The 20631-nt window shown below is 45.3% G+C and carries 17 protein-coding genes; 1 reads left to right on the plus strand and 16 read right to left on the minus strand.

Going from position 1 to position 20631, the window contains the following annotated elements; translation table 11 throughout:
• Positions 1-17: 17 nt before the first annotated feature.
• From H8R94_RS02325 to mtaB, 8 genes are all read right to left on the minus strand, one after another.
• On the minus strand, positions 18-1067 hold the full coding sequence (locus H8R94_RS02325) for a lactonase family protein (protein ID WP_186853760.1): 1050 nt from the start codon (positions 1065-1067) through the stop codon (positions 18-20).
• A 5-nt stretch (positions 1068-1072) separates the two neighbouring features.
• A complete protein-coding gene (locus tag H8R94_RS02330) occupies positions 1073-2302 on the minus strand; it encodes a peptidase U32 family protein (protein WP_178009853.1) in 1230 nt (409 codons plus the stop codon).
• Between the two features lie 42 nt (positions 2303-2344).
• Positions 2345-2986, minus strand: a complete 642-nt coding sequence (locus H8R94_RS02335; RefSeq protein WP_118280965.1) for an O-methyltransferase — start codon at positions 2984-2986, stop codon at positions 2345-2347.
• A 1-nt stretch (position 2987) separates the two neighbouring features.
• Positions 2988-4661 carry a ribonuclease J gene (locus H8R94_RS02340; protein WP_118280964.1) on the minus strand — a complete coding sequence of 558 codons (1674 nt, stop codon included), beginning with the start codon at positions 4659-4661 and terminating at the stop codon, positions 2988-2990.
• Positions 4662-4688: 27 nt separating this feature from the next.
• Complete coding sequence (locus tag H8R94_RS02345) at positions 4689-4946, minus strand: DUF1292 domain-containing protein (RefSeq protein WP_118280963.1); 258 nt, start codon at positions 4944-4946, stop codon at positions 4689-4691.
• 16 nt (positions 4947-4962) lie between these two features.
• A complete protein-coding gene (gene ruvX / locus H8R94_RS02350) occupies positions 4963-5388 on the minus strand; it encodes a Holliday junction resolvase RuvX (protein ID WP_186853761.1) in 426 nt (141 codons plus the stop codon).
• A gap of 18 nt (positions 5389-5406) precedes the next feature.
• Entirely contained in the window at positions 5407-5673 is a 267-nt protein-coding gene (locus tag H8R94_RS02355; protein WP_118280961.1) for an IreB family regulatory phosphoprotein, read from the minus strand.
• A gap of 100 nt (positions 5674-5773) precedes the next feature.
• Entirely contained in the window at positions 5774-7162 is a 1389-nt protein-coding gene (mtaB, locus tag H8R94_RS02360; RefSeq protein ID WP_186853762.1) for a tRNA (N(6)-L-threonylcarbamoyladenosine(37)-C(2))-methylthiotransferase MtaB, read from the minus strand.
• A gap of 116 nt (positions 7163-7278) precedes the next feature.
• Here mtaB and H8R94_RS02365 point away from each other — a divergent pair, with 116 nt between their 5' ends.
• Positions 7279-7512, plus strand: coding sequence for an HPr family phosphocarrier protein (locus H8R94_RS02365; protein ID WP_118280959.1), 234 nt, complete (start codon positions 7279-7281; stop codon positions 7510-7512).
• A gap of 50 nt (positions 7513-7562) precedes the next feature.
• On the opposite strand, the gene thiI is transcribed toward H8R94_RS02365, so the two are convergent.
• The 8 genes from thiI to H8R94_RS02405 form a co-directional block, all read right to left on the minus strand.
• Positions 7563-8744 carry a tRNA uracil 4-sulfurtransferase ThiI gene (gene thiI, locus H8R94_RS02370; protein ID WP_118280958.1) on the minus strand — a complete coding sequence of 394 codons (1182 nt, stop codon included), beginning with the start codon at positions 8742-8744 and terminating at the stop codon, positions 7563-7565.
• 13 nt (positions 8745-8757) lie between these two features.
• On the minus strand, positions 8758-9912 hold the full coding sequence (locus tag H8R94_RS02375; protein WP_186853763.1) for a cysteine desulfurase family protein: 1155 nt from the start codon (positions 9910-9912) through the stop codon (positions 8758-8760).
• Between the two features lie 68 nt (positions 9913-9980).
• The gene (locus tag H8R94_RS02380; protein WP_186853764.1) at positions 9981-10715 is read right to left on the minus strand and encodes an RsmE family RNA methyltransferase; all 735 of its coding nucleotides are present in this window, start codon (positions 10713-10715) and stop codon (positions 9981-9983) included.
• A gap of 29 nt (positions 10716-10744) precedes the next feature.
• Positions 10745-11701 carry a 50S ribosomal protein L11 methyltransferase gene (gene prmA / locus H8R94_RS02385; RefSeq protein WP_178009960.1) on the minus strand — a complete coding sequence of 319 codons (957 nt, stop codon included), beginning with the start codon at positions 11699-11701 and terminating at the stop codon, positions 10745-10747.
• A gap of 138 nt (positions 11702-11839) precedes the next feature.
• Positions 11840-13882 carry a methyl-accepting chemotaxis protein gene (locus tag H8R94_RS02390; protein WP_186853765.1) on the minus strand — a complete coding sequence of 681 codons (2043 nt, stop codon included), beginning with the start codon at positions 13880-13882 and terminating at the stop codon, positions 11840-11842.
• A 190-nt stretch (positions 13883-14072) separates the two neighbouring features.
• Entirely contained in the window at positions 14073-15419 is a 1347-nt protein-coding gene (locus H8R94_RS02395) for a glycoside hydrolase family 1 protein (RefSeq protein ID WP_186853766.1), read from the minus strand.
• Positions 15420-15585: 166 nt separating this feature from the next.
• Positions 15586-18171: a family 78 glycoside hydrolase catalytic domain gene (locus H8R94_RS02400; protein WP_456300140.1), complete on the minus strand. Its 2586-nt coding sequence runs from the start codon at positions 18169-18171 to the stop codon at positions 15586-15588.
• 45 nt (positions 18172-18216) lie between these two features.
• Positions 18217-20631, minus strand: a complete 2415-nt coding sequence (locus H8R94_RS02405; RefSeq protein ID WP_243238435.1) for a beta-glucosidase — start codon at positions 20629-20631, stop codon at positions 18217-18219.

The raw sequence follows: 20631 nt of genomic DNA on the forward strand, positions 1-20631 counted from the left end.
GGATAACCAGACGAAAACTATACTAATTTGTGTACCACTATACTATTCGGCTTATCTACCTTAACGGGTGGATTTTTCATCAAAACACATTTCTTTTCATGATCTACGGTAAAGGTACGGATTTCATTGGAATCATGGTTCAAAGAGACCAGTGTCTTATTGTCCGGCAAAATAGTGATGCACTTCGGATAATCCCCGCTGATCTTGGTCGTTTCCTCAATGGAAATCAGACCATCCTCACCTACGGCAAGGCAGACCACCTCGTTGGCTCCGTCCAAAGATACATACAGATACTTACCATCCGGTGCAAACTCAAGCGCAGAACCGGATGCCAGTGAATCCTCTTTTTCCAGAACGGAGGTCGTCTTGATCTTTTCAAATACCGGTTTGCCTTCACGCAAGTCATAGGTATATATATCAACCATATTCGTTGTCTCTTCCAATACATAGGCAAACTTGCCATCCTTGGAAAAACGGATACGACGCGGTGCACTATTGAATGGGAAACGCAAAATATCATATAAATGCAGTTTGCCCTCTTCATAATCAACCTCATAGATCTTGATCTGGTTGAGTCCCCAATCTACTGCACAAAGATACTTCTCATCCGGTGTCAATTTGGTGCAGGACACTCTCGGATCCATACGCTTTTCTACTGAACTTTTACCGACGCCCTGATGAAAGACACCATCTGCGATACCGGCAATGCTTCCATCCTCATTCAGGCGCATCATGGTCACCTTGCCATCATGAAATCCCGCCAAAAACAGATAGCGGTCATTGGAATCGATTTCTACATAGCAGGCACGCATGCCACCGATCCATGCCTGATTGATCTTGGTCAGATCCCCATTTTCATCAATAGAAAAGGAAGCAACACCCTCATCCTCAATGGAATACAGATATTTGCCGCTGTGTGCAACGGCAATATTGGATGGATTACTGATCGGTGCGACACTGCGCTCTGTCAGTTTTCCCTTTTCCATGTCAATGTCATACACATGAATACCAATACTATTCTCATGCGTATAAGTTCCTACATATGCTACATACTTCTCCTGTGCCATAATCCTTAGTCCTCCTCTTTTCTCCTTAAGATGTCAAACTGATCTAACGGCTGTCCTAAGTCAATCCATAATTTTTGTTTTGGATGCGGTGCGCTCGGCATATCTTCCCCATCCTCATTTACAATACGTCTTACGACTACTTCTATATTATCGCCATTTGGCTTCATAATTTCAATAGTCTCTCCTACAGAAAACTTGTTGCGCTGCTCGATTGCATACAAGCCCTCGGCATTACATTCCCCAACAATGCCAAGATAAGTATATTCCTTAATGTAGGTGTTGCTATCATAGATCTGTGCCTCCTCAGAAGGCTTTCCAAAGAAAAATCCTGTGGTAAACTGGCGGTAAGTACAATTTGAGATCTGCTCCTGATACCATGGCATATTGGCATGGTATTTTTCCTCGGATTCCAGATAATCGTCGATCGCCTTGCGATAGGTTCTCGCAACCGTCGCCACATAAAGGGCTGTCTTCATACGACCTTCGATCTTAAAACTATCAATCCCCGCATCAATCAGTTCCGGGATATGCTCGATCATGCAAAGATCTTTGGAATTAAAGATATAAGTTCCTCTCTCATTCTCATAGACCGGCAGATACTCGCCCGGCCGCTGTTCCTCTACCACCGCGTATTTCCAGCGGCAAGGATGGGTACAGGCACCACGGTTGGCATCTCGTCCGGTAAAATAATTGCTGAGCAGGCATCTGCCGGAATAGGAAATGCACATAGCCCCATGGATAAAAGTCTCGATCTCCAGATCATCCGGGATATTCTGACGAATTTCCTTGATCTCCTTCAAAGATAACTCCCTCGCTGATACCACACGGGTAGCGCCAAGTCCATGCCAGAAATTGTAAGTGCCATAATTGGTATTGTTCGCCTGCGTGCTGATATGGACATCAATCTCCGGGCAGACCTCGCGCGCGATCGTAAAGACCGCCGGATCCGCAATGATGAGTGCATCCGGTTTTAATTCCTTTAATTCTTCAAAGTAGCGGCGCACGCCGGGCAGATCTCCGTTATGTGCCAGGATGTTGGCTGTCACATAAACCTTAACCCCATGCGCATGAGCAAAAGCGATGCCCTCTGCCATGTCATCTTTTGAAAAATTCTTGGCTTTGGCGCGCAGCCCGTAGACCTCGCCACCGATATATACCGCGTCCGCTCCAAAGATCACGGCTACTTTTAATACTTCCAGACTGCTGGCTGGCACCAGCAACTCAATGTTTCTCATGTATGACTCCAATTTTAAAATTCTATTCTATCCCACTCGTTCTTATTTCATGGTACAGACGGCAAGTCCGTCACCGACCGGCAGAATACTGCATACCAGATCCTCGTCATGCGTCAGGCTGTAAAGATATTCCCGCATCCGCTTATGGATGGTGCGGTTGCGCCGTTCGATCGCATAGTGGGACTCGATCAGATCTCCGTCCTGCAAAACATTGTCCGTCACCAGAACACTGCCGGAATGCATCAGCCTCTTGATCTCCGGCAAAAAAATGGGATACTGTCCCTTGGCTGCATCCATAAAGATAAAATCATAGGAACCTGTCAGGGTCGGCAGAACCTCCTGCGCATCCCCCTCGATCAGATGGATACACTCCTCTTTTTTTGCCCGCGCAAAATTCGCCCGCGCGATCGGTATCCGCGGCGGATAATTCTCGATCGTCGTGATCTGGCAATCGGCGGGATCATATGCCTCCATCAAAAGCGCAGAAAACCCGACTGCCGTACCGACTTCTAGGATCTGCTCAGGACGCAGGGTCTGCATTAAGAACTTCATAAAAGTCTGCGTATCTTTGCGGATGATAGGCACATAGGTTTCCAATGCCTCTTTTTCTATTGCAGCAATATAATCAATCTCCTGACCTTCTAAGGATCTTAGATAGGTCAGGAAACGTTCATCTACTATCATCTTACACTTCCATAATGATCGGCATGATCATCGGACGTCTCTGTGTCTCTTTCCATACGAAATCTCCCAGAGAATCCTTGATCTCGCTCTTGATCTTTGTCCAGTCTGTCACATTCTTATCCTGCAGGCGATCCATGGTCTCATTCAATACGGCTCTTGCGCTGTCCATGAGATCTTCTGCGCCACGCACATAGACAAATCCACGGGACACGATATCCGGTCCTGCCAGGACACGTCCGCTGCCGGACTCTAAGGTAAGCACTACGATAATGATACCATCCTCTGCTAAATGCTGGCGGTCACGCAATACGATATTGCCGACATCACCAACGCCGAGTCCATCGACCATGATCGCACCTGTGTGCACATGACCTGCCACCTTTGCACTGTTTTCATCCAGTTCCAGAACATCGCCGGAAGATAAGATAAAGATATTGTCCTTATCCATGCCAAGATTTTCTGCGATCTTTGCCTGTGCGATCAGATGCTTGTACTCTCCGTGTACCGGGATCGCATACTTCGGATGTACCAAAGAATAGATCAGTTTGATCTCTTCTTCGCAGGCATGTCCGGAAACATGCACATCCTGGAAGATCACGTTGGCTCCCTTTTTGCAGAGTTCATTGATGACATTGGTCACCGCCTTTTCATTTCCCGGGATCGGATGGGAACTGAAAATGATGGTATCGTTTGGCTTGATGGATACCTTGCGGTGGGTGCCATTTGCCATACGCGACAAAGCTGCCATAGACTCGCCCTGGCTGCCGGTCGTGATCAGTACCGTCTTTTCATCCGGGTAATTCTTTAACATCTCAATATCGACCAAAGTGTTGTCCGGCACCTTCAGATAACCGAGTTCTGATGCCGTGGCAATGATATTGACCATACTGCGTCCTTCCACCACTACCTTTCGGTCAAACTTGTGGGCAATATTGATGATCTGCTGCACACGGTCTACATTGGACGCAAACGTCGCGATGATGATGCGGGAATTTGTGTGTTCCGCAAAAAGCGCCTCAATCGTCTTTCCTACAGTACGCTCTGACTGGGTAAAGCCCTTGCGCTCTGCATTGGTACTATCACACATGAGTGCCAGAACTCCCTTTTTGCCAAGTTCTCCGAAACGCTGCAAGTCGATCGCATCACCATAAACCGGTGTGTAATCCACTTTAAAGTCACCGGTGTGTACCACAATACCTGCCGGTGAGTAGATAGCAAGTGCCGCTGCATCCTGGATACTATGGTTGGTACGGATAAACTCTACACGGAAATCGCCCAGATTGATATGCTGTCCGTACTTTACGACCTTGCGTTTTACTTTTGTCAAAAGATTGTGCTCTTTTAACTTGTTCTCAATCAGACCATTGGTCAGTTTGGTTGCGTAGATCGGCACATTGAGTTCCTTCATAACATAAGGAATAGCACCGATATGATCCTCGTGACCATGGGTGATAAAGAAACCTTTGACCTTGTCCTCGTTCTCTTTCAGGTAAGAAATGTCAGGGATAACCAAGTCGATTCCCAGCATGTCATCCTCTGGGAATGCAAGTCCGCAATCCACGACAATAATGCTTTCGCCATATTCGAAAGCAGTGATGTTCATTCCAATCTGTTCCAGTCCGCCCAATGGAATGATCTTTAATTTCCCTGTATTCTGTTGTTGTTTTTTGTTCAAAATATACCTCCTGTTGTTTTGTTTTCTTTACATCTCAAAGTCAGTATCTTCCACCAACTCTTGAAAAATCTTTACGACCGCTTCAAACTCCACATCGTCCTCTACCACTTCATAAGTGGAGTCTGTGTCATCTGCTGCAACTTCTTTTAAAATAAAAGCGTCTGTATCTCCCTGACTGTCCTCGGTCACCAGTAAATACTTTTGCTGATTTAAAGTCGTCTCCTCTAACACATAAACAGTAATCTCCTCTGCTGTATCCGGGGCAACTAATGTAATGCTTTCCATATGATCTTCCTTCCACTTATACCTGTAGCGAGTCCAAATAGCTCTGCAAGATCACCATGGCTGCGATCTCGTCTACATATTCTTTCCGATGTTCTCTGCGGATGCCTGTCTCCATCATCGTCTTGTCCGCGGTGACGGTCGACAATCTTTCGTCCCATAGGATAACCTCAAGGTGTGTGCGGTTCTCCAGCATCTCCTTGAAAGCGAGCGTCTCTTCACAACGCTTTCCCTCTGTGCCATTCATATTCTTGGGGTATCCCAACACGATCTTATCTGCCTGATAAGATGCAATTAGCTCATCAATCCTTGCCAAGGTCTTACGAAGTTTACTCGGTTTTTCCCTTCGAATGATCTCAAGACCCTGGGCAGTCAAAAGTAAAGGGTCACTGATAGCGACCCCTACCGTTTTTGTTCCATAATCTAATCCAAGTACTCTACTCAATCTAACGCCTACCGCTTCCTAATGTTCCCATGCTTTTCCTGCGATGTACTCCTTGAGAAGCTCCTCTACGAGTTCGTCGCGTTCTACCTTCATAATGAGACTACGCGCATTCTTATGACTGGTGATGAAAGTCGGATCGCCGGACATGATATAACCTACGATCTGGTTGACCGGATTGTATCCCTTTTCATCCAATGCTTCATAGACAATACGAAGGATCTCCTTAACGGAAGTCGGTGTCTCCTTTTCAACTCTGAAATACTGTGTGTTACTTAAATTCTGCATAATAAATCCGCACCTATCTGCTCTTTTGTTATCAAGCTAATTAACTACATTTTAGTATATTGTAACAAATTTGTAAAGAACTCTGCGTCTTTCCCTTGTATTATTCCCGCAAAAGATAAATATTCTCCGCGATCTGCTCGCCTAAAATACCTTTTTTGATCTGGTTGGAAAGATCCTCATTTGTCGGATAAGCCACGCGGATGTATTCTCTCGTATATCCTGTATAATAGGATCTGCCATCCCACTCCCATGGGGTCTCGAACAGAACTTCTACCTCCCGCCCCACATAGGACTGGCGGTAAGCATGTGACATGACATCTTCCAAGGTCAGCAGGATGTCACTGCGCCTGGCCTTGATCTTCTCATCCACCTGATCCGGCATGACTGCCGCCTTTGTGCCTTTGCGTTTGGAATATTTGAAAATATGCATTTCATAAAAGCCAATATGGTCTACATATTCTTTTGTGGTCTCAAATTCTTCTTCTGTCTCGCCCGGAAATCCCACGATCACATCGGTCGTGATCGCCGGCGCATCAAAATACTTGCGAAGCATGGCACATCCTGCCTCATACTCTGCCGCCGTATATTTGCGGTTCATGCGCTTTAAGGTCGCATCGCATCCACTCTGTAAAGAAAGATGAAAATGCGGGCAGATCTTGTCCACCTTTGCCAGGCGGGACGCAAATGCTTCCGTGATGATCTGCGGCTCCAAAGAACCCAGACGGATGCGATCAATGCCCTGCACTTTTGCAACCGCTTCAATCAATTCCAATAAGTGATTGTGCTCAAATCCACTGTTATAATTTTCTGTCAGACCATAGGAACTCAGATGGATCCCGGTCAGAACCACTTCGCGGTAGCCGCTTTTTGCAAGCCCTTCCACTTCCTTTACCACGTCCTCGATCGCGCGGCTACGCACACGTCCTCTGGCATAAGGGATGATGCAATAAGAACAGAACTGATTGCAACCATCCTGCACCTTGATGAAGGCTCTGGTATGTTCGGCAGTCTTATTGACCAGAAAATACTCATAATCCTGCCCATCCTGATTGATGTCCACGCAGTCGACGACCTTTTCTTCCACCGCTCCGGCATCTGCCGATTTCTCGGCGCCCTCTGCAAGATTGATTGGATTTTTGGCTTCAAATTCTGCGATGCGCTCCACCAGATGATTTTTCTGGTTGTTGCCGATGACGATATCCACTGCCAGATCTGCCAAGACTTCTTCTGTGCTTGTCTGCACATAGCAGCCTGCCGCCACGACAATAGCGTGGGGATTTTTCTTTTTTGCCCGGTGGATCATCTGGCGCGACTTGCGGTCTGCCATATTCGTTACCGAACAGGTATTGATCACATACACATCTGCCACATCTGTAAAGGCTACGATCTCATATCCGGCATGCTCCAATAACTCCTGCATCGCGTCCGTCTCATATGCATTTACCTTGCACCCCAAATTGTGAAGCGCGGCTCTTTTTCTTGTTGTCATTGTCCTTTTCCCTGCTAAGATCACCCGTTCCTTTTGTGCATGTTTTTCATTGACTTTTCCCATGCAATGAATTACGATAAGCGTATAAAATCAATACATTGAAGGAGGCATATGACATGCAAAAAGTTGTGATTTCTTTAAATTCAATTGATAAAGTTAAATCTTTCGTAAATACGATCAGCCAGTATGATTTCGATTTCGACCTCATCTCCGGCAGATACGTGATCGATGCCAAGTCTATCATGGGTATCTTCAGTTTAGACCTCTCTAAGCCGATCGATCTTACCATCCATACCGATGAAGACACGACAGAAGTTATGGCAGCACTTGAGCCATACATCATCAAATAATTCATTTGACTACTTTTAAAAGCATCCTGCATATAGCAGGATGCTTTTTTCTATGCTTCTACATGGATCGTCTCGACGGTACTGATCGCCTGATCCATCAGATCGTCGATCACATCCGCCAGTTTCTCCTCTGACTTTTTGATCACATTCACATTCGGCTTTGTCACCGGATGCTTTGCCACAAAGATCGTACAGCAATCTTCATACGGCAGGATGGATGTCTCATAAGTACCGATCTTCTCGGACACCTCTACGATCTCCTGCTTGTCAAATCCGATCAGCGGACGATATACCGGCATGGTACACACTTCGTTGGTCGCCATCAAAGACTGCATGGTCTGGGATGCCACCTGTCCGATACTCTCGCCTGTGATCAATCCTAAACAGCCATCTTCTTTTGCAAAATGTTCTGCGATCTTCATCATGTATCTGCGCATAATGATCGTCAATTCCTCATGCGGGCATTTTTCATAGATAGCCAACTGGATATCTGTGAAGTTGACCACATGCAGATCGATCGGACCCGTATAGGCTGAAATCTCCTTTGCCAGATCAACGACCTTTTGCTTTGCACGCTCGGAAGTGTAAGGCGGTGCATGGAAATAAGTCGCATCAATGGCAACACCACGTTTGGAGATCATATAGCCTGCAACCGGACTGTCGATACCACCGGATAAAAGGAGCATTGCCTTTCCGCCTGTGCCGACCGGCATACCGCCCGGTCCCGGGATCTCCTCGGAATAAAAACTGATCTGCTCACGGATTTCCACATAAAGCATCACATTCGGATCGTGCACATCCACGCTCATATCCGGGAACGCATCCAGAATCTTTTCGCCCAAGGCTGCATTGAGTTCCATGGAATCCATCGGATAATTCTTTCTGGCACGACGTGCCTTTACCTTAAAAGTCATGTGCTTATCCGGGTAGATCTGATCCATATAGGAAACAACCTGTTCTGCCAATTTATCAAAGCCCTCGTCCTCGACCATGACAGCCGGACAGATGCCTGTGATACCAAAAACATGGCTGAGTGCTTCTATGGTCTCCTCATAATCATAGTCACCTTCGGTTTCCACAAACACACGTCCCTGCTGCTTGTGCACATGAAAAGTGCCATCCACACTGCGCAGAGCATAACAGATCTGGCGCACCAGTGCATCCTCAAAAAGATGGCGGTTCTTGCCCTTGATACCGATCTCTGCATATTTGATCAAAAATGCCTTATACATAATTTTCTCCTTTTTAACTTCTTCTGTATTTTGCCAGCATTGGAACCAGTTCTGCCATAGCCTCCAATGCATAATCAATTTCTTCCTTTGTTGTGTGTACGGAAAAACTGAACCGTACCGTAGACTCCAACAACTCGCGTTTCAATCCGATCGACTGCAAAGTCCTGCTGACCGCCGGCTTGTTGGAAGAACATGCGCTTCCGGCAGAGACATAGATTTCTCTGTCCTCAAGGGCATGCAGGAGCACTTCACTGCGCACACCGGATACGCTGACACTGACGATATGCGGTGCGTTACTGTGATCCTTGTGACCATTGACACTGACGCCGTCAATCTTTTCTACTTCTGCGATAAAATAATCACGCAGACGATACATTTGCATGATCTTGGCATCAAAATTCTGATAGATCTCCATGGCTGCCTGCCCCAGACCTGCGATTGCCGGTACATTTTCCGTACCGGAACGGAGTCCTCTCTCCTGACCACCGCCAAGGATCAATGGATGCACCTTGACCTTATCTCTTACAAATAAAAATCCGCTGCCCTTTGGTCCGTGGATCTTGTGCCCACTGACGGATAAAAGATCGATTCCCATGCGCTTCGGATAAATGCGGAATTTGCCATAAGACTGGATGGCATCCACATGAAAGAGACAGTTTGGATTGGTCTGCTTGATCAGACGCGCCGCTTCCTCCACCGGCTGTACGGCTCCGATCTCATTATTTACATGCATGATGGATACCAGAATGGTATCGCTACACATGGCATCTTTTAGATCCTGTAAGGAAATACAGCCATAAGCATCCACCGGCAGATAAGTAACGGCAAATCCCTGTTCTTCCAAATAGGCAAAAGGATTTGCCACCGAAGGATGTTCGATCGCCGTCGTGATCACATGCATGCCGGATCTTTTATTGGCAAGCGCACTTCCCACGATCGCCAGATTATTGCTCTCGCTCCCCCCGGAGGTAAAATAAATTTCTTTTTCATTTACCTTGAGTGTCTGCGCGATCCGTTTTCTTGCTTCTTTTACATAGTTTTCGGCTTCCATACCACAGTTATGCAGAGAGGATGGATTGCCGTAATCCACCCGGAGCAGGCGCATCATCAGATCTGCTGCTTCCTGTGAGCACTGCGTGGTCGCTGAGTTGTCTAAATATGCTTCCATCTTTTTTCCTATTCTATCATTCTATTACTCTTAGTTTATTCATATACCTGCCAGAATCCACAGGCATTTTATTGCATTTCTGTCGCAAGCATGACCATGGACATGGTCGTGATCGCCGCTGTGTCGGTGCGCAGGATCCTGCTTCCCAAAGAGACGACCTGCATGCAATCTTTTACTGCATCGATCTCTTCTTTTGCAAATCCACCTTCCGGTCCGATCATGATGCTGATCGTCTTTGCATCCCGGATCTTTGTCAGAGCATCTTTTGTCGCCTCCATGCCCTTAGCACATTCATAAGGCACCAGACATAGATCACACTCTTTTGCGTAAGCCATGGCATCACGGTAAGTCATGAAATCATGTACGACCGGGATGCGGCTGCGTTTGGACTGCTTTGCCGCAGATTCTGCGATCGCCTGATAACGTTTGAGGCGCGCAGCCTTTTTCTTGGCATCCAGTTTTACCACACAATATTTCATCTCCACCGGGATGATCTCATAAACACCAAGTTCCACCGCCTTTTCGATCACCGTTTCCATACGGTCACCCTTTGGCACTGCCTGAAAAAGATAAATACGTTTTTCTAATTCGGTGGATGCCACTTCTTCCAAGACCCGAAGCGTGACCTGTCCTTTGTCCGCCGACTCTATCTGACACAGATAATTGTCGCCCTCATGCGTGCTGACACGAAGCTGCTCTCCCTGGCGCATACGGAGCACCTGTAGCAAATGTCTGGCATCCTCGCCCTCTACCATAAATGTATCATCGATCTTGACCGACTGATCCACAAAAATCTGTTGCATCCTAACTCCTTATTCTCATAACATCGGCTCTATTTACAAGCCGTGATGTTGCGCCATTCTCCCTGCGCATTGCTTTCTACCACCTGTAGTCCTGCCGCAATCAGCGCATCCGCTACTTCCTGCTCCTTGAAATCAATAATACCGGAAGTGATCAGTTTTGCCCCCGGCTTCATGCTTGCTGCCAGTGCCGGAGCCATCGGGATAATGATGTCTGCCAAAATATTGGCTACCACGACATCATACTTTTCCTTTCCCACCTTATCCTGCAATGCCTCATCATCAATGAGATTTCCTACATAAAAATCGCCCAGAGACTTGTCTAAGTGATTGACTGCAAAATTATCATAAGAGGATGCAATGCAATCCTCATCAATATCTGTGCCTACCACATGCTGTGCGCCGAGTTTTAATGCCACGATAGAAAGGATACCACTGCCACATCCTACATCAAGGACTTGATCGCCTTCTTGCAGATATTTTTGTAACTGGCGAATCACCAGTTGGGTACTCTCGTGCTTTCCCGTACCAAAGGATACGCCCGGATCAATCTCCACAAGTGTCATGTCCGATTTGTCCTCCGGCATGTCTTCCCAGGTAGGTTTAATAAAAATATTGCCGATGGAAAAAGAAGAAAAATAGGCTTTCCAGTTGTCACGCCAATCCGCCTCGTCTGAGATTTCAGTCGTGATCGTACCCTCGCCGATCTGGGCATACGTTGACATATCGTCCAAAGCCTGTCTTACTTTTTCCAAGATCTCGGATGCGTCTGCCTCATCTTCTTCCAGATAAAAACTAATGCGTGAAGATCCATCGTCCTCCGGCAGATCCGGTTGCAGTTCTTCAAATACACCGCCCTGTCTGTCCGCATCCGGAACCGGGATAAGGTTATCGATCTCTACACTGGTAATGCCCAGTTCCGATAGCATGGCACAGACCAATTCCTCTGCATCCGTTCTTGTATTTATCGTGTATTTATTCCACCGCATATCTATTCTCCATTTTCTATAACATATAGCCTTGCTAAACTAATGTATTGTACCATGGATTGCCCGTTTTGACAATGCGTGAATACGCGCAAAAAATGCGGTCACCACACCGGGCAACCGCATTTTACTAAAGTTCTTTTATTCTTCTCTACCATGATCCTTAAGATCAAATCTCTTAACCAGTTCCTCCAATGTAGCCGCCTGTGCTGCCAACTCCTGAGAAGTTGCTGATGTCTCCTCGGCAGATGCGGAATTGTCCTCAACGCCCTTGGAAATATCTTCAATGCCGACACGGATCTGCTCCATGCTCTGGTTCTGTGCTTCGTTGTTCTCTGCACTCTTACCGATCATGCCATTGACTTCTTCGACGGCATCCAGTACATCCTGCATAGACTGCACAACATTCTGTGCCAGACTGGAACCACGATCAATCTGCTGCAAGGAGATCTCGATCAGATCCCTGGTATTATTTGCAGCCTTAGAACTGTCATCCGCAAGAGATCCGATCTCAGATGCAACGACTGCAAAACCTTTGCCTGCCTCTCCGGCTCTGGCAGCCTCAATAGAAGCATTGAGTGCCAAAAGGTTGGTCTGGTCTGCAATATCTTCGATCGTCTTGATGATACTGACAACCTCATTGGATGTCTCCGTGATCTTGTTCATTGCCTCCATCATCTGATTCATCTGTTCTCTGCTATCCTGCATCATATGGGTAACACGGGATGTCTCTGTTGCAGACTTCTGCGCATCCTCGGTATTTTCCTCTACCTGCTGTGATACGGATTCGGTTGTTGCAACAAGTTCCTGCACAGATGCAGCCTGCGTCATAGCACCCTCTGCGATATTCTGTGCAGCCTTGGAAAGTTCATCCGCACCGATAGATACCTGCGTAGAACTGTCAATGATATCTTCGATCATCTGCTCAAAGGATCCTGAGATATGAAGCAGGGCGGTCTTAACCTTTGCAAACTCTCCTGCATAATCATACTTCAAGGTAAACTTCAACTTACCATCTGCCAGTCGATCCAATACCGAAGAAATCTCATCGATGTAATTGATATATTCTTTCAGACGATCTACTGTCTTTTGAATAGAATCTGCAAGTTCCCCGATCTCATTTTCAGATGCGATATCAAGAGTCACATCCAGATTGCCTTCTGCCAGTTCCTGTGCCACATCATTCAAAGCAACGATCGGCTTAGTCAACTGGGTTGCCAGATGACGGATCGTGATGATGATAACGACAATACCTGCAATGACAAGCAACAATACAATGATGATACAACGGATCAGACTTGCAAAATATTCACTTGCCGGTAAGCAGGAAATGGTCAGATAATCGGTCGAACCAATTCTTCCGACATAACCGTATTTGCTCTTTCCATCTGCGGAATAATGTACGGAAGTATCTTTACCTCCCTCAACTGTCTGGATCAAGGTCTTGTCTACATTCAACTCGCTCAAACTCTTCTGCTGGTTGTCCGTGTTCGGATGATAGATCACATTGCCTTCAGAAGTAACCAGAATAACAAATCCATTGTTTCCGATCTTGTATGCCGGTAAAAGTTCATCGATATGATCCAGTGCCACATCCACCCCTGCAACACCGATGATATTTTGTCCGCTCTGGTCATATACCGGAGTAGCCGCACTCAGGATCACATTACCTGTGCTGGCATCTACATATGCATCCGTAAGGATGGTCTTTTCTTCTTCTACTGCCTTATACCATGCACGCTCTGTGATCTCAAAATCACTGCCACTGGTATAGCCGTCTGACTGTGTCAGAACATTGGCATCAATATCGCCGACCCAGACTGCCTGAATGTTGTCACTGTCTGCTGCCGCGGTCTTTTTCATAGTATTGAATACGGTTGCATAACGCTCTGACTCTGTAATATTGGCTCCCGGTCCGGTCTCCTCCAATAAAGTCTGCACATCTGTGTTCAGTGCCATCTGTTCTGCGACCGTCGTGTATTCCTCAAAGAATATCTCCAACTGGTATGCTGCTGCTTTGGATTGCATCTCCAGGTCGTTCTTCTGGGCACTCAGACTGATGTTGCCCACCATAAAGGTAACCACTGCCGCAACGATAACAAATACGATGACTACCTTTGACAAGATACTGACCTGTATCTCCTCCGCGATTCCTCTTTTCCTCTGTTGTTTTTTCTTTTTCATAGGACTCCGTTCCTCCTTTACTTTTTCCATCATAGCACTTTTTCGACATATCACACAAGATTTTTCTGAAAATTATGCATAATTTCTGATTTTCTTTGCCTTTTCGGCAAAATTGTCCTCACCATTTTACACAGGTCGAAAAAAGTCCCCTTGCAGAAATCTGCAAGAGGATTTTTCCTAATGGTATTATTTATTTTGTTGCCATACTTCCAAGAAGATAAAGACTTTCTTTTGCGGTACGCTTCATATTGCTGCGGTCTACTGCGATCAGACCGAACTGCATAGAGAAACCTTTCTGCCACTCAAAGTTATCCATGAGTGACCAGTGCATATAGCCCTTGAGTGGAATACCGTCTGCGATACACTCCTGAAGACCTGCCGTTGCTGTTTTGATATATTCCTGACGTCTGCTGTCGTCAGCGGTTGCCATACCATTTTCTGTGACAATGATGTCTCCCTTGAAATCTTTTGCAACGGCACGCACTACATTGGCGATCGCCTGTGGATAGAACTCATATCCCATCTGGGTCAATTCCACGCCGTCCGGTGTATATTTGTTGCCCTCAGCATCAAAGCACTGTCTGGTGTAAGACTGTGCGCCAAAGAAATCATCATCTGCAATATATGGAAGATAATGACGGAATTCTTCATCCCATTCTTTTGCTGCTGCATCTTCGCCGCCTGCTTCCGGCTGCATATCATGCAAAGATAAAGTGATACCGACCTTGATGTCCGGATATAATTCCTTGATGACCTTCTTGGCTGCCTGATGCGCCTTCATGACCAGAATATCCCCTTGTGGTGTGCACATGGAAACAAAAGTATGGATGCCTCTTGGATCCTGCAAGCCAAATGCCTTTGCACATTCCATCATGCCCATCATCATGGTATTCATACCCTGTCCAAGGTTGAGTCCAACCTGCACATCGCCTTCCTTTGGTGCATCCTGCTTTGGAGCCTCAGCCATTTTCTTCATGGCATCTGCATTTGCTGCATCTTTTGCTCCGCCGCCCATGCTGCCCATGTACTTTTTCATGATGGCAGCCAACTGTAAGCGCATGTTTGCCTCGTTGATGGTGCAAATATAGTTAAGTTCGCTTCCCAGACGTTCTACGACATATTTTACATAATTCGCAAAGAGATCAACGACTTCTTCATTTTCCCAGCCGCCCATGGAAATGAGCCATGCCGGAGAAGTAAAGTGATGCATGGTCACGATCGGCTCGATGCCGTTTTCCTTGCAGCAGGCGATGACCTTGCGATAATGCTCGATCTCCTTGTCATCAAACTCGCCTTTCTTTGGCTCGATCCTTGCCCACTCGATGGAAAAACGATATGCCGTCAGCCCTGCTTCTGCCATCATCCTGATGTCTTCTTCATAGCGGTTGTAATGATCGACTGCATCGCCGGATGGCTCGACGAACTGTGAATGTTCTACATTCTCCTGTACCCAGTAATCACTGTGAATATTGTTACCTTCTACCTGGTGTGCTGCGGTAGAAGCACCTACCATAAATCCCTGTGGAAATTTACTCATTTTTTGTATCCTCCTTGTCTGGTAGGGACGTTCCTTTTGCCACATGGAGTGTCCCTTTTGGCTCTTTTATTCTGTCTACAGTATAACGTAAAAGAGCGAATTCCCACGATAGGAAATTCGCTTTTTTGTTATTTTTTTAGATTGATTTTAAGTTTTTTTCCATAAATCACAGATCATATTCCCCAGCAGGAAGCGTCTGCGCCTTGCAGCCCGGCAGGCTCACCTCCGCCGTTGTATTGGGTGGAACAAGAATGTGATAGGCATACGTTCCATCCGCGTACTTTTTCCAAGAGCATCCCACCTTACCGTAGACGCTGTCATAAGTCATACCGGCATGACTGAAATGTCCGCCCGGCACAGGTGCGATCTTAAAACGATTCTCTCCTGCCATCTTGATACCACACATCTCATCAAATACCCATTCACAGACAGCTCCCTTAGAATAATGATTCAAAGACGCAATACCGCCGCCTTTTCCATTATCTGAATTTGGACCCTCCCAGTCTTCCCAGATGGTCGTTGCACCTGCCTTTGGCATACAAAGCCATCCTGGTTTTTCTTCATTTTCCAACAATCGATAGGCATATTCCGGATCTATCTCTGCCAGTACATATAAGATAAATGGAGTAGAAAGGAATCCTGTACCTACGCGCCAATGATAATTGTCCAACGCCTGAATCAACCGTTTTTTAGCAAATGCCGTACCTTTCTCATCTAACAGATCAAAATACAATGGTCGGACTAATCTTGCCTGCCGGTCCGTATCAAGTGAAAACTCCGCTTGCTGCATTAATTTACGATATGTATTTTTGGCACCATCACGATATTCTGCATAAAGTGGAATATCTTCTGTATGGCCTAATACCTCGGCAATCTCTACCATAATTCCCATGATATATGAAAGATATGCTGTTGCTTCTTCTGGACGTGACGTTGCAAAGTCCTTCCAACACATTTTATGCACATCTGATGGTTCTGCCCACTCACCATAATGCTGACCAAAATTATATAAATACTTTTTATCTGCCTTTGATAATCCCGTCTTTACTGAAATAAATGGCTCTGTTTTGCCTGTGCGGCTTATCATATATTTGGCATAACGACGCATTGGTTCATAATAGGTTTCAATTATGCGCTGATCCTCATATTTTTTCCACAAAAGATACGGAAGCAACACTCCTGCATCAGACCAACCCACAGAACCATTCATTGGACGCATATAAGGATCCGTTCCACCTTCTGGTGCAATCTGTGGAAAATTACCATTTGCTTTCTGCCAATCACAAAGATCATTTTCATACTTTAAAGCAAATGGTGCATAATTAACCATGTAAGATGCTGTATTTACAAAAATCTGTGCATCGCCAGACCATCCGTGACGTTCTCTCGTCGGACAATCTGTAGGAATATCTGCTGAATTGTTTTTCAAAGACCAAAGTGTATTTTTCACAAATTGGTTCAGCAATTCATTTGAGGAGTCAAACGTAAATGTTGTCTCAAAATCAGAGTATACTGCGATTGCCTTGAAATCAGCCGGGTTTATTTCCATATCTGCTTCCACTTCAATATACTGAAAACCAAAGATTGCAAATGTGGTTTTGTAATCATTTTTTCCATCCTTACAGAAATACGTGATTTCCTGCAAAGGCGTTATCAGATTTTTTCTCGCGCACTGAATATTTTTCTGCGTAAACTCTCCATCTTTCATAAGCTCACCCATGCGAAGATAGATGCGTTGTCTCGCTTTCGCATTTACCGAAAAAGCTACAATACCTGCTATATTCTGTCCAAAATCGAGCACTGTTTTTCCAGATGGTGTCGTGATAAGCCTTGGATTCGAGAAAACTTCCTGTTCTTTCATGATAAAATTATCTGATGCTGTTGGAACAACAGGATGTTTTGTCACCTTCGCCTTTTTCCACTGGGCATGCAAAAAATCCTGCTTGGTGGCATCATAAATTTCACCATCTTTATTATCAGCAAAACGAATTGGGCCATCATTTGTCCAGACAAAACGATCATCTGTGGCAACAACATCCATGCTGCCATCTTCGTAGGTAATCTCCAGCTGTGCCAGCAATTTCGTTTCAGAGCCATAATAATTCTTCATACCCCATGCCCCAACAGAACCACGATACCATCCATCTGCAAGCATAAAAGACAGTTCATTATCCCCTGTTGCAAGCAAAGACGTCACATCAACCGTCTGATACTGTACACGTTTTCTATAATCCGTAATTCCAGGCGCGAGAATACATTCGCCTATCTTTTTTCCATTGATTTTTCCCTCATAAACACCACAGGCACTCATGTATGCTCTGGCTTTTTTTATCTTTTTATCGCCTGTAACGCAAAATGATTTTTTGAAGCAATCCACCGGGTAACGTTCTTTTTTCTTCGGAACATAATCACCTGTAATCCATTTTGCCTTCCAGTCGCTTCCATGCAGTAGCCCTATTTCGAAATAGGCTTCTTCCGATGTCTCTGGGATATCATTATCGTCCCATATCGTCACACTCCAGATTACACGAGCACGACTTGTAAGATCATCTGCTCCCCACGGAATTAGATGCATCTGCTCTGATGCAACCTTTCCGGAATCCCACAACAGATTGCCCAAATCATCTTTTGCAATGATTTGATACGCCGTTTGCTTTGTCCCCTGTTCAAATATCCAGCTAAAACGTGGGCATACATAATCTATACCTATCGGATTCGTCATATATTCTACTCTTAAATTTGTCGCTTTCATATTTTTCCTACCTTTGCCAAAACTATGTCTACCTGTTTCCTATTTTCACTTAACAATGCCAATCAATTTACCAAGTCCACGGAAGACGTGCCCATTTGCCATATCCAGAAGTCCATAAAACAGACCTCCTTTCATATCAGAACTAATCATCATAGAACGCAGCGGACTTCCTACCGAAGATGAAAGCATCATTCGATAATCCGCCTCATTATCCTCTGTAATCTTTCCACCCACGCCTTTTTTTATAACCATTGCAGACGCGTTATACATGAGTTTCATAACAAATGACTCATTTTTCATCTCCTCAACGGTATCTTCCATCGTAAATTCACCCTTATGATGCTGCTTACAGGTATAGGAATAACCTATCATTTTTTCAAACGTTGTCTGCTGTGGTTCTCCCACAAGAGTCTCGTACCAGGAATCTTTTTGCCACTTTGGACTCTTAAGTTCCATACCATCAACAGAAATCGTCTGCATCAATTCTATTTTTTGACTACTGCTACCAATCATGATGTTATAACGACCCTTTGGCACATACCATCCTTCCGCTAAAACTTGTCCCGCATCCATTGCATCCATATATGTTTTTCCAAGATAAATCGCAAAACTGCGCTCATTCAACACAAACGCCACCTGTTTTGTCTGCCCCGGTTCCAAATCAATCTTCGCAAATGCTTTTAATTCTTTTGCCGGACGAAAGATCTCAGAATTTACTGCCGCAACATAGGTCTGTACGACTTCCTTTCCAGCAATATTTCCTGTATTGGTAACATCACAAATAACCTGATACATTCCATCTGCAAGTGGCTGCACCTGCAAATGGTCATAAGAAAAGGTGGTATACGACAATCCGTAACCAAAAGGAAAACGGACTTTTACTTCAGCACTTTCATAATAACGATATCCTACATAAACACTTTCCTTATAAAGAGCATCCCTCTGGTTTGCATACTCTTTTGCAGAAATACAATCTTCGTACCGCATCGGCCAGGATTCTGCCAGTTTTCCACTCGGATTTATTTTTCCATATAAGATATCTGCTATCGCTTCTGCTCCTGCCTGACCAGACAATCCTGCATATAAGATTCCTTTCACATTGTCTGCCCAAGGACACTCCACTGCACTACCACACATCAATACCACAATGGTATTTGGATTTGCAGATGCAACTGCCTCAATCATGCGCACATGCCCTTCTGGCATTTTCATATCTTTGCGGTCAAATCCTTCCGATTCATAAACCTCTGTCAGTCCTGCAAAAACAATGGCAACATCTGCCGTATGTGCTACATGCTCTGCTTCCTTTAGCATTTCCTCACTTGTATTTCCACGCTCATCACATCCCACTGCAAATGCCGTATGAGAAATCACATTCTTTGGCTGTGTCAATTTTGTAGGATTGATATGACTACTTCCTGCTCCCTGATAACGGATTTTTTCTGCCATCTTACCAACCAATGCAACCTTTGTTCCTTCTTGCAAAGGTAGGATGTTGTCCTTATTTTTCAAAAGTACAATACCTTCTCCTGCCGCAGCTTTTGCCAGCTCATGATGTGCTTTCTGATCAAATGCCGCATCCTTTTGCAAACGCGCTGCACTTTGTAAAATCAAATCAATCATGCGATCTACATTTTCATCAATGACAGCTTCCTCTAAAGCACCGGAACGAACTGCGTTTGCGACATCCGCTTCCATATAGTCACTTCCTCCAGGCATAGACAAATCGCATCCCGCCTTAAATCCTTCGATGCGGTCATTCATAGCACCCCAATCTGTCACTACAATTCCCTGATGTCCCCATTCATCACGTAATACATCCGTCAACAGTTTCTTATGATCACTACAATGAATACCATTTAGTTTGTTATAAGCGCACATAACTGTCTTTGGTCTTCCCTCTTTGACAGCAATTTCAAATGCTGTGAGATAAATTTCACGCAATGTTCTCTCATCAATGACACTATCTGATGTAAAACGCTTTGTTTCCTGCGAATTTCCCGCAAAGTGTTTCAGCGATGTTGCAACACCTTTCTCTTCTGCACCGCGAATAAAATCTGCCGCCATTTTACCTGCCAAATATGGGTCTTCACTGATATATTCAAAATTACGTCCGCACAATGGATTCCGCTTGATATTTACACCAGGACCTAAAACAATAGAAACCTGATAGGCAATGGCCTCCTCTGCGATTGCCTGTCCAATTTTATGCATCAATGCAACATTCCATGAACTGCCCGTTGTCACTGCCGTTGGAAAGCAAGTGGCTGGTACAGACGCATTCACGCCTAACATATCTGCCTCCGCTTCCTGTTTACGAAGCCCATGTGGTCCATCGCTCATCATGATGGATGGAAGACCGTATTGTGGCATATCCTTTGTATGCCAGAAATCCTTACCACTGCAAAGCGCAATCTTGTCCTCTAGTGTCATTTTTTTGATGATATCCTGATGCTTCAT

This window comes from Roseburia lenta (genome assembly GCF_014287435.1).
GTDB lineage: Bacteria > Bacillota > Clostridia > Lachnospirales > Lachnospiraceae > Pararoseburia > Pararoseburia lenta.

What these genes read in the sequence shown, in the direction of transcription:
- H8R94_RS02365 (WP_118280959.1), top strand. Translation starts at nt 7,279, where the DNA reads ATGCAAAAAGTTGTGATTTCTTTAAATTCAATTGATAAAGTTAAATCT.
- thiI (WP_118280958.1), bottom strand. Translation starts at nt 8,744, where the DNA reads ATGTATAAGGCATTTTTGATCAAATATGCAGAGATCGGTATCAAGGGC.
- prmA (WP_178009960.1), bottom strand. Translation starts at nt 11,701, where the DNA reads ATGCGGTGGAATAAATACACGATAAATACAAGAACGGATGCAGAGGAA.
- H8R94_RS02355 (WP_118280961.1), bottom strand. Translation starts at nt 5,673, where the DNA reads ATGCAGAATTTAAGTAACACACAGTATTTCAGAGTTGAAAAGGAGACA.
- H8R94_RS02375 (WP_186853763.1), bottom strand. Translation starts at nt 9,912, where the DNA reads ATGGAAGCATATTTAGACAACTCAGCGACCACGCAGTGCTCACAGGAA.
- H8R94_RS02330 (WP_178009853.1), bottom strand. Translation starts at nt 2,302, where the DNA reads ATGAGAAACATTGAGTTGCTGGTGCCAGCCAGCAGTCTGGAAGTATTA.
- H8R94_RS02395 (WP_186853766.1), bottom strand. Translation starts at nt 15,419, where the DNA reads ATGAGTAAATTTCCACAGGGATTTATGGTAGGTGCTTCTACCGCAGCA.
- H8R94_RS02325 (WP_186853760.1), bottom strand. Translation starts at nt 1,067, where the DNA reads ATGGCACAGGAGAAGTATGTAGCATATGTAGGAACTTATACGCATGAG.
- H8R94_RS02405 (WP_243238435.1), bottom strand. Translation starts at nt 20,631, where the DNA reads ATGAAGCATCAGGATATCATCAAAAAAATGACACTAGAGGACAAGATT.
- H8R94_RS02400 (WP_456300140.1), bottom strand. Translation starts at nt 18,171, where the DNA reads ATGAAAGCGACAAATTTAAGAGTAGAATATATGACGAATCCGATAGGT.
- H8R94_RS02335 (WP_118280965.1), bottom strand. Translation starts at nt 2,986, where the DNA reads ATGATAGTAGATGAACGTTTCCTGACCTATCTAAGATCCTTAGAAGGT.
- H8R94_RS02345 (WP_118280963.1), bottom strand. Translation starts at nt 4,946, where the DNA reads ATGGAAAGCATTACATTAGTTGCCCCGGATACAGCAGAGGAGATTACT.
- H8R94_RS02390 (WP_186853765.1), bottom strand. Translation starts at nt 13,882, where the DNA reads ATGAAAAAGAAAAAACAACAGAGGAAAAGAGGAATCGCGGAGGAGATA.
- H8R94_RS02380 (WP_186853764.1), bottom strand. Translation starts at nt 10,715, where the DNA reads ATGCAACAGATTTTTGTGGATCAGTCGGTCAAGATCGATGATACATTT.
- mtaB (WP_186853762.1), bottom strand. Translation starts at nt 7,162, where the DNA reads ATGACAACAAGAAAAAGAGCCGCGCTTCACAATTTGGGGTGCAAGGTA.